This window comes from Thermodesulfovibrionales bacterium, from assembly GCA_035686305.1.
GTDB lineage: Bacteria > Nitrospirota > Thermodesulfovibrionia > Thermodesulfovibrionales > UBA9159 > DASRZP01.
In genome coordinates this window covers 1-9598 of record DASRZP010000015.1, presented here as the reverse complement: position 1 = coordinate 9598, position 9598 = coordinate 1, and the positions used below count along the sequence as shown (strand labels likewise).

At 53.4% G+C, this 9598-nt stretch carries 7 protein-coding genes; 3 read left to right on the top strand and 4 right to left on the bottom strand.

Annotated features, from left to right (window positions below; all coding sequences use genetic code 11):
* The 3 genes from VFG09_01545 to VFG09_01535 all read left to right on the top strand — a co-directional run.
* On the top strand, positions 1-912 hold a 912-nt coding region (locus tag VFG09_01545; GenBank protein HET6513818.1), incomplete at its 5' end, for a hypothetical protein.
* Positions 905-1648: a cytochrome b/b6 domain-containing protein gene (locus VFG09_01540; protein HET6513817.1), complete on the top strand. Its 744-nt coding sequence runs from the start codon at positions 905-907 to the stop codon at positions 1646-1648. The genes VFG09_01545 and VFG09_01540, both read left to right, overlap by 8 nt.
* Positions 1649-1670: 22 nt before the next feature.
* A complete protein-coding gene (locus VFG09_01535; GenBank protein HET6513816.1) occupies positions 1671-2429 on the top strand; it encodes a cytochrome c3 family protein in 759 nt (252 codons plus the stop codon).
* Between the two features lie 24 nt (positions 2430-2453).
* On the opposite strand, the gene VFG09_01530 is transcribed toward VFG09_01535, so the two are convergent.
* From VFG09_01530 to VFG09_01515, 4 genes are all read right to left on the bottom strand, one after another.
* A complete protein-coding gene (locus tag VFG09_01530; protein ID HET6513815.1) occupies positions 2454-3041 on the bottom strand; it encodes a DUF4337 domain-containing protein in 588 nt (195 codons plus the stop codon).
* The gene (locus VFG09_01525; protein HET6513814.1) at positions 3028-4029 is read right to left on the bottom strand and encodes an acetyl-CoA carboxylase carboxyltransferase subunit alpha; all 1002 of its coding nucleotides are present in this window, start codon (positions 4027-4029) and stop codon (positions 3028-3030) included. Before VFG09_01525 ends, VFG09_01530 begins: the two co-directional genes overlap by 14 nt.
* An 82-nt stretch (positions 4030-4111) precedes the next feature.
* Positions 4112-7495 (bottom strand): DNA polymerase III subunit alpha, encoded by a 3384-nt coding sequence (locus tag VFG09_01520; protein ID HET6513813.1) that lies wholly within the window; start codon positions 7493-7495, stop codon positions 4112-4114.
* 154 nt (positions 7496-7649) lie between these two features.
* Complete coding sequence (locus tag VFG09_01515) at positions 7650-9413, bottom strand: alkaline phosphatase family protein (protein HET6513812.1); 1764 nt, start codon at positions 9411-9413, stop codon at positions 7650-7652.
* Positions 9414-9598: the final 185 nt, after the last annotated feature.

The following is a 9598-nucleotide window of genomic DNA, read 5'->3' as shown; positions in this document are numbered from 1 at the left end:
CTGCTGCTGATATCAGTGTTCTTGCCTTCGCCGCCTGTATCTGCAGAAACCTTCACCTGCCTTGCCTGTCACACCGCTATGAAGGCCAAAATCAGAACAGACAAGGGCATCCTTATCGAGGTCAACATCGATGAAGAACGTTTTTCGAAGTCCGTACACGGCATGATAGGCTGTACGGCATGCCACAAGACCTTTATAAACAATCCCCATGAATCCCCGAAGGGGGACGTCGGAAAGGGGATCGCCGGTCTCGTGAGCCTTATTGCTCCCAAGGCGGCGGTAGACCCTGTTGCATACTCGGCATGCACCGATTGCCACAGCGATATCTACAAAGCCGTCTCCGAAAGCGTCCACGGCAGAAACATCATGGAAAAGAAGCAGAAGGACGGCGCGTTCTGCCTGGACTGCCATGGTTCTCCTCATTACATCATGCCCGCGAAGTCAGGAGAATCCATGGTGAACCATTGGAAGATCGTCACAACCTGCGGGGAATGCCATGATAAACAGGAGATAGCGAAGAAATATAATCTCGGGACCCATATCATCGAGAGATACCAAGAGAGTTTTCACGGGAAGAAATACGCCCTCGGCCATCCTGACGCACCGACGTGCGTCGATTGTCACGGGGCGCACGGCATAAAGAAATGGGACGATCCCGCATCACCCGTCTCATGGGAGAAGAGGGTCCAGACCTGCGGGAGGTGTCATCCTGGGGCCACGAAGAAGTTTGTCACCGCCATAACTCATAAACCGACAGGCAAGGACAATCCCATACCATACTACGGAGAAAAGATCCTCATCGTCTTGACCCTTGGCGTTTTCCTCTTTGTCGTCGGGCACGTAATCATCGAGGCCTTTTCCGAGATCAGAGATCATGTTTTTAGAAAGAAAAAGGAGGACTCCCATGACTGATACGAAACCGAATGAATATCTGCGCTTCAACCTCACCTTCAGGATGCAGCATGTCATCATGCTCGTCACCTTTCTGCTTCTTGCCTTTACCGGCTGGTCGTTGAAATATCCCGAACCTGCCATTGAGCATGCTGGCTGGTGGATACGGTTATGGGGCGGTCCGAAGACGGCAGGTATCATCCACAGGATAGCGGGCGTCACCATGCTCATCGACTTTGTCTGGCACGTTGCCTATCTTGCCTATATGCTCCTGACAGGGAAGATGAAGTTCGATACGAGAACGACCATCGTCCCCCTCCCTCAGGATGTGATCGATCTCATCCACAACTTCCTCTATTTCTTCGGCCTGAGCAAGACAAAGCCCCAGTTCGGCAGGTTCAGCTATATCCACAAGTTTGATTATTGGGCGGTCTTCTGGGGCATGGGGATCATCGGACTGTCAGGCCTTGCGCTCGCCTTTCCGACAAAGGCCCAGTACTTTTTCCCGGGGTGGAGCGTAAACTGGATATGGGAACTCTTGTCCGTCCTCCATAGCGACGAGGCGCTCCTTGCGATCGTCTTCATCCTTTTCTGGCACTTTTACAACGAACATCTCAAGTGGGACAAGTTCCCCATGAGCATGACCTGGATCACCGGCAAGATCCCCATGGAGACGTTCAAGCACGAACATCCGCTCGAATACGAACTGGAGCTGAAGGAGAATCCCGATCTCTCCATGAATCGAAGGAGTTCATAGGTATGGCACGGAGGACAAACAGATGAGATGGATTCTCTTTATCAGCCTGTTCACGTTGATCGTCTCCTGTGCTCCCCATGTCGAAAAACAGAAGGTCGAAAAACCACCCGAGAGAATCGTTACGCGCGACGAGGCAGCGAATGCCCTCCCCTGTTTTCGGTGCCATTCCTTCCCGAAGTTCTCCTCCATGGAGAAGGGATCCGGCGTCTTTCCCCATGGAATTCACCGGGACACCGGCTATCACTGTAACCAGTGTCATCCTTTTAAAGGACACAGCCCTATCCGGATCAATACGACCCTCTGTGCTGACTGTCATGACCTGAAGACCTTTACCCTTGCCTCATCGGGGTTTCCGGTGAAATTCAATCACGAGTTTCACACAAAGCTGGGGTGTAAGGAGTGTCATCTCGGGATATTTCTCATGAAGAGGGGTTCAACGAGAATCACCATGGACGATATCTATCAGGGCAAATACTGCGGTGAATGCCATAACGGAAAGAGGGCCTTTCCCCCGACGGAATGTTCACGGTGCCATGATCTGAGGAACTTCGACCGATCCCTTCTCTATAAGGTCGAGGGCATCGGCAATGTGCTCTTCAGCCACAAGTTCCATCTCTCGATGTTCAAGTGCGATGACTGCCATACGAAGCTCTTCGCCATGAAGAAGACCCAGGGCAAGATGACCATGTCTGAGATGAACAACGGGAAGTTCTGCGGCGCTTGCCACAACGGTACTGCAGCAACCTCTGTGACGGAGTGCGAGAAATGCCACAAGCCGTGATGGGCGGAGAAGCCCGCGTCTTTCCTACTGAAAAAACGGAAGCCTGAAGATCAGGATATAGCCGTTCACCATGAATACCGTTCCGAGAACGGCCGCCACGACCGAAAAGGAGTAGATCTGTCGGGAGAGAGCGATGATCGCAATCGATGCCAGGACAATCGAGATCTGGAGGAGGGCCTCGGCATATTCAAAATACGGGTCTTTTGACCGGTAGAGATCGCGCTCATGTTCGAGACGCCTGGCTTCCTCTTCGATCTTCTTCTTCTCCTCTCCGTACCGCAGCTCTTCGTCCTGCGCCTTCTTGAGGAGCGCTTCGTACTGCCTCCGGACATCGGGCCTCATCGCCTCTCCCCTTTCGAGGAGAGCCGTCTCCATCTGTATCTTCTGCGTCCGATAGAAATGCTCGCGGACCACCTTGGACTGATAGAAAGCCCACTGGTCTGACGACTGCTGCTGTGCAAGGAGCATCTCCTTCATCGCCTTGTTTCCCCCGAGAGAGGTAATTGCGAGGAGCACAGCAACAATCGCCGTACTGAGGGCAACGCGCTTCGTAAATCCCTTTCCCCGAATCTCCTCAAGCTCATCAGTCTTCGGCAATTCAACTTCCGGCATGACTGGCCCTTTCCCGTTCAGCGGTCTCGATGGTGCCGATCTTCCGAAATCTTCTGTACCGGTCCTCAACGAGTTTAGCCGGCGTCTTTGATTTCAGGTCGTCAAAGGCCCTTATGACAGAATCGGCTATCTTCTGTGAAATGGCTTCATAGTCCCTGTGCGCACCACCGAGCGGTTCAGGTATAACATCGTCGATCACTTTGAACCTGAGAAGGTCATGGGCAGTGAGTTTGAGGGCCTGCGCCGCCTTCTCGTAGTCCTCGTAACCCAGTTCCCCGTTTTTTTTCCAAAGGATGGCAGCACACCCCTCGGGAGATATGACCGAATAAACGGAATGCTCGAGCATATAGACCCTGTCGGCAACGCCAAGGGCAATGGCGCCGCCGCTTCCCCCTTCTCCTATCACGATGGATATGATCGGTCTCTTGATCCTGGACATCTCCATGAGATTGTTCGCAATCGCCTCGGCCTGCCCTCTCTCCTCGGCACCGATGCCGGGATATGCTCCCGGGGTGTCAATGAACGTCAGGATCGGCACCTTGAATCTCTCTGCAAGCTTCATGAGTCTCAAGGCCTTTCGATAACCCTCGGGATGGGGCTGGCCGAAATTCCTGTATATGCGCTCCTTCGTCCCCCGCCCCTTTTGATGACCTATGATCATGAAGGGCACGCCCCTGATCTTCCCCACTCCCCCGACAATGGCAGGATCATCGGCAAACCGCCTGTCCCCGTGGAGTTCCATAAAATCTTCAACGAGAAGAGCAATGTAATCGAGGGTATAGGGTCTGTCAGGATGTCTCGCTATCATTGTCTTCTGCCAGGGAGTGAGGTTCACGAATATCTCTGACCTGAGGTCCTTCACCTTCTTGTCAAGTTTCCTGATCTCAGCGGTGATATCGATATCCTTGCCGTCAGACAGACGCTTCAGCTCATCGATCTTTGTCTCGAGCTCTTCAATCGGTTTTTCGAAGTCGAGATAGTATCTCATCAGCCAACCCGGCGTTCAAGACCGCACAGATGACTCGGCGACAGAGATCTTCATGGTCCATCCTCTCTTCCGCCCTGTCATCTTAGCTGATCTTTACCGTTCCCTTCCCGATGAGCCCTTCAACGCGCCCGATGAGATCAGAGGACGGTTCAACAGACAATCCTGTGGCGATATCAACGAGGGCTCCCCCGGCTTCGATCCTGAGGTAGAGCTGGCATCTGCCCTTTTTCCCATTATAGGAGGACAAGAGCTCCTTCAGACTCTTGAGGTCTTCAGGCATGGCAGGTGCTTTGATCGTCACTTCCACTTTCTGGGGGCCCCTGTTTGATATAAGATCCTGGAGCGGTGAAATCTCCTTGGATATGATCTTGATGCCCTTTTCGGTTTTATCTGCCGTCCCCTTCACCGCGAGGAGACTCTCCTTGTTCAGGATTTCGGCCATGTTCCTGTACATCTCGGGGAAGACCAGGACATCAACGCTCCCGTCCTCGTCTTCGAGGGTGAGGTATGCCATAGTCTCGGCCTTTCCTTTGGTCTTTATCTTCTTGATTGCGCTCACTACCCCAGCAACCTGGACCTCCTCCTTGTCGGCAACAGCCTCAAGATCAGATAATCTCCGTACCTGCAACGCCGAGGTCACCTCGCGGTATTTCGTGAGGGGATGTCCGGTAATGTAAAACCCAAGGGTCTCTTTCTCATTTCTCAGGGTCTCCATTTCGTCCCATCGTGAAATCTCCCTCCTGCCCGGATCATCCTGACCGAAGAGGCTGCCGACTCTCGACGAACCGCCTGAGGAATCCAGGAAAGTCATGGCCTCGGCCCTGTGCGTTCCGAGGGAGTCAAAGGCCCCGGCCTTGATGAGGCTCTCGGCAACCTTCTTGTTGGCCTTCTTGCCGTCCATTCTCTGGAGAAAATCCTCGAGAGATCTGAAAGGCCCTTCCTTCTCTCTCGCCTCAAGAATCGATTCAATGGCAGCCGAACCGACCCCCTTGACCGCCTCGAGTCCGAAGCGAATCGACGTTCCGATCACCCTGAATTCCCTCCCGCTCTCATTGATGTCAGGCGGCAGGATATCGATCGACATCTTCCTGCACTCCCCTATGGACTTGACGATCTTGTCGGTGTTGTCCATGTCCGTGCTGAGGGTCGCCGCCATAAACTCAACAGGGAAATGGGCCTTGAGATAAGCGGTCTGATAGGCGATATAGGCATAGGCTGCAGAATGGGACTTGTTAAACCCGTACATCGCAAAGGGCTCCATGGTCTCAAAGATCCGGGCCGCCTTTTTCTCCGTTATTCCGTTCGCAACAGCGCCCTTGATGAAGACCTCCTTCTGCTTCTCCATCTCTTCAGGCTTTTTCTTCCCCATAGCCCTTCTCAGGATATCGGCCTGGCCCATGGAGAAGTTCGCTATTTTGTTCGCGATCATCATGACCTGCTCCTGGTAAAGGATGATGCCGTACGTCTCGTCGAGGATCTCCTTTAACTGGGGCAGTTCATAGGAAAGCTTCGCCTCACCTTTCTTGCGCTTGATAAAGTCATCTATCCAGGCCATAGGGCCCGGACGGTACAGCGCAACGAGGGCAATGAGGTCCTCGAACCTGTTCGGCTGCATCCTCACAAGGATATCACGCATCCCTTCGCTTTCGAGTTGGAAAACGCCGGTCGTCTGACCGGAACTGAGGAGGCCGTAGGTGTCAGTATCGTCGAACCTGATATCCTCAAGGGAGAAGATACCGCCATTGGCCCTTATATAGTCGATCGTCTTTTCGATGACCGTCAAGGTCTTGAGGCCGAGGAAGTCGAATTTCAGGAGACCGATGGCTTCAACAGAGCCCATATCGAACTGTGTCGTTATGGTGCCGTCCGTCGGATTCTTGTAAAGGGGGGCGTATTCATTGAGGGACTCAGGAGAAACAACAACGCCAGCGGCATGCGTAGAGGCATGTCTGCAGAGACCTTCGAGTCTCCTGGCGATATCGAGAAGGTCCTTCACCTTCGGGTCACTCTCGTACAGTTCCCTGAGCTGTGGTTCATCGCGCAAGGCTTCATCGATCTTGATGTTCACGGTATTGGGAACAAGCTTGGCTATCCTGTCGACCTCGGCATAGGGCATATCGAGCCCCCTCCCCACATCTCTGATCGCAGCTTTTGCAGCCATTGTTCCGAAGGTTATGATCTGTGCCACATGGTCTTCACCGTATCTCTGAGAGACGTATGAGATGACCTCTCCCCTTCTGTCCTTGCAGAAATCGACGTCGATATCAGGCATGCTGATCCTCTCGGGGTTCAGGAAGCGTTCGAAAAGGAGGTTATATCGAATGGGATCAATCTCTGTTATCCCGAGGCAGTATGCCACAAGACTCCCGGCAGCAGACCCACGACCGGGGCCTACGGGTATGCCTTTACTCCGGGCATACCTGATGAAGTCCCATACGATGAGAAAATAGGATGCGTAGTCCATTTTGTTGATAATGCCCAGTTCAACCCGTAATCTCTCCCTATAGACCTCGGGGGGGCTGTCTCCCAATTTCTCTCTCAGTCCTTTGTGGGCGAGTTCCTTGAGATAGGATTCCGGTGTTCCTCCGGGAACGGCAAAGAGCGGAAGCAGCGCCTTTCCAAGGGTGAACTGGACATTGCACCTCTCGGCAATCTGCCGCGTGGCTGACAGGGCGCCAGGGATATCGGCGAAGGCCTTTTTCATCTCTTCCGGAGACTTGAGATAAAATTCCTCAGTCTCAAACCGCATTCTCGACGTATCGCTCGCGGTCTTGCCCGTCTGGATACAGAGAAGGATATCGTGCGCGCGTGCGTCTTCCTTCTTGAGATAGTGACAGTCATTCGTTGCGACAACACCGATATGGAGTTCTTCACCAAGTTCGACGAGTTTTCGGTTCACCTTTGCCTGGGCCTCGAGACCGTTATCCTGCAGCTCAAAATAAAAATTCTCAGGACCGAGGATGCGCTTGTACTCAAGGGCGCTCTGCCGCGCCTTGTCCGTCATGTCCCTGTTCAGGTAATAGGGCACTTCTCCCTTGAGACAGGCCGAAAGTCCGATCAGTCCCCCGCAGTACTGCGTGAGGAGGTCCTTGTCTATCCTCGGCTTATAATAAAACCCTTCGGTGTAACCCTTCGAAACAAGGGTCACAAGATTTCGGTATCCTGCGTTGTCCCTGGCAAGGAGGATGAGATGGAACGATGCCTCCGATGCGCCCGTGCCACCCTTCTCGAAGCGGCTTGCAGGGGCAACATACACCTCGCATCCGATGATGGGCTTTATCCCTGCCTTCGAGATCTTCTTGTAGAATTCCACTGCACCAAAGAGATTACCGTGGTCGGTCATGGCGACTGCCGGCATCTTGAAGCGCGAGGCCTGTTCAGCAAGCTCTTCGATCTTGATGGAACCGTCAAGAAGACTGTATTCCGTGTGAAGATGGAGCGGCACGAAGTCAGCGTGTTGATGCATACAAGATATTACCTCATAGAGAAATTCTAGTCAAATGTTCATGCCGGGTCATCAAAACCAAGGGACATGGGGAATTTCGATCCTGTAAGGGGCCTCAACGGTTCCGTCTCCGTCGTCCCTGCATCGGTGCGCTTCCGGCTTTCGACGTTACCGTTCAGTATTGTTTCGGGGCTTGAGCCGGCACTCCTTTCGCCTTGAAGATCGTGCTCAAATCCTTGACAGCTGCATCCCGGCTGCCGAGTGAAGACAGGCCGAAACGATGCTCTATCGTCGCAAGTATCGACGTCGTGTCGTGCGCCTCGTGATCGACAGCGAATTCGTTCTTCAAATGAGGAGCGATTACCAGCGCAGGGATGCGCGTCCCAGGTCCCCACTGGTCATAGGGACCAACGGGATTGCCTGTCGCCGGAGGCGGGACGTGATCGGCTTGCCCGCCGAACTCGTCATAGGTGACGATAATCATCGTGTCTTTAGCGCATGAGCTATTGACAACGTACTTGATCAGATCCACCAGGTGGTTGTTGCCCTTCCATAGGCTGGCGTAGCCGGGATGTTCGTTGTCCCCGCCATTTGGCTTAACAAAACTCACTTTCCTGAGTTTGCAGGGTTCAGACCTGGACCCTTTTGCGAGCAGAATAAACTCTTCCTCATCTCGGAGATGGTCTTCACGCGCCTTTGTCCCGGGGGCATAATTTGCGTAATAGTTAAAGGGCTGGTGATGGAATTGAAACAGTTTATCGGGACATTTTGGCCACCGGGCGTTCTCATACGCCGTAGCCGGGCATTGTGGCCCTCCGCCCGGTCTGGTATAGCGAGGTCTGTTCGTATAGCCCGGCTGTTTGTCTGCGCCCTCAGCATTTGCCCAGCCGCCGGAATACCATGCCCAATCGACGCCGGCTGCGGTGAGTTCGTCCCCGATGGTCGTCGTTGTGAGCAAAGGCAGACGTTTTTCGCTGTCGCTCACATTCGGATCATAGGGCCATGCGCGAGACTGAATGGTGTTGACCACGAAATTGCCACAGACCACGCCTGCCGGGGTAGGACCGCGCTTTTCCGAAGGCTTGCAGGAAGCCGTTAGAGCTTGGTCCATCACAAGGGCGTTTGCCGGCGGGGTGTAGAGCATGGAGCTTTTGGGCATGCCGTTGCTGTCAACAACCGAATGCTGATCAAATGCAGATCCATCATTCACGGCATCAACCCATTCAGGCGTGCGTGCAGCGATCAGCCATTGGTGGTTCAGGAAGGACCCGCCGAATGCAGCCTGGAAAAAATTATCGGCGATGACATAGCGCGGATGGCCGGCGCGGTGCAGGTATTTGTAGATCGGGAGGTTGTTGGTTTCATAATAGCCCATCACCAGGCCAACAGCATCGCTCCCGACAACGTAGCGATCCATCCTGCCCTTGTTGATCTGGTACTGCTCTTGATAGAAGCGATGCACCATGTCCCTCGTACACCCGCCACGGAGACCATAACCCTTCGCCAAGCCGTTGTCCGCCCGCAGTCCCGGAGGTACGCACGTCAGATCGGAGAAGGAGAGGAGTTTATCAAGAGAAAAGGGCTTGTTCTTGAATTGGTCACCTATCGCATCGGCTCCTTCTGAGCAGTCTTTAGGAAAGGGCTTTGCAGATGTAAGATTCACGTCATTCTGCGGCAAGCAGGCGAAGATCCTACCCTCCTGATCGACCTGAGGCACATGTCCACCTTTATGAGTATCGCCTACCCGAATACCATCAACGTGTTCCCATCCGCCGAAGAGATTGTCGAAGCTGTGGTTTTCCTGATAGATCACAACAATATGATTAACCTCCTGCAGGAGACTCTGGCCGTCATCGGCATGTGCGGTTACAATCGGGACGAGTCCGCTTGAAAGAGCCGTCACGAGTGCGATCAGGGATAAACGAATAGATGGGATCATATCCTTCTCCTTGTGGTTTTTTTGACTTCCCCGGTCTATGGATTGTATACATCTGCCCTGTGCCCCATGTCAAGGGGAATATGATTTTCTCCGTAAATACCGATGATCTTCTCGCCCGGCAGCTTGCCTCGATGGGCTTCAAAGGCAACACTGCAAAGGCCGGTCTTGATGATTCAGAATCCTTT

Bases quoted from the DNA above. Each gene is read 5' to 3' on its own strand.
- VFG09_01540 (HET6513817.1), top strand. From the start codon at position 905: ATGACTGATACGAAACCGAATGAATATCTGCGCTTCAACCTCACCTTC.
- VFG09_01535 (HET6513816.1), top strand. From the start codon at position 1,671: ATGAGATGGATTCTCTTTATCAGCCTGTTCACGTTGATCGTCTCCTGT.
- VFG09_01530 (HET6513815.1), bottom strand. From the start codon at position 3,041: ATGCCGGAAGTTGAATTGCCGAAGACTGATGAGCTTGAGGAGATTCGG.
- VFG09_01525 (HET6513814.1), bottom strand. From the start codon at position 4,029: ATGAGATACTATCTCGACTTCGAAAAACCGATTGAAGAGCTCGAGACA.
- VFG09_01520 (HET6513813.1), bottom strand. From the start codon at position 7,495: ATGCATCAACACGCTGACTTCGTGCCGCTCCATCTTCACACGGAATAC.
- VFG09_01515 (HET6513812.1), bottom strand. From the start codon at position 9,413: ATGATCCCATCTATTCGTTTATCCCTGATCGCACTCGTGACGGCTCTT.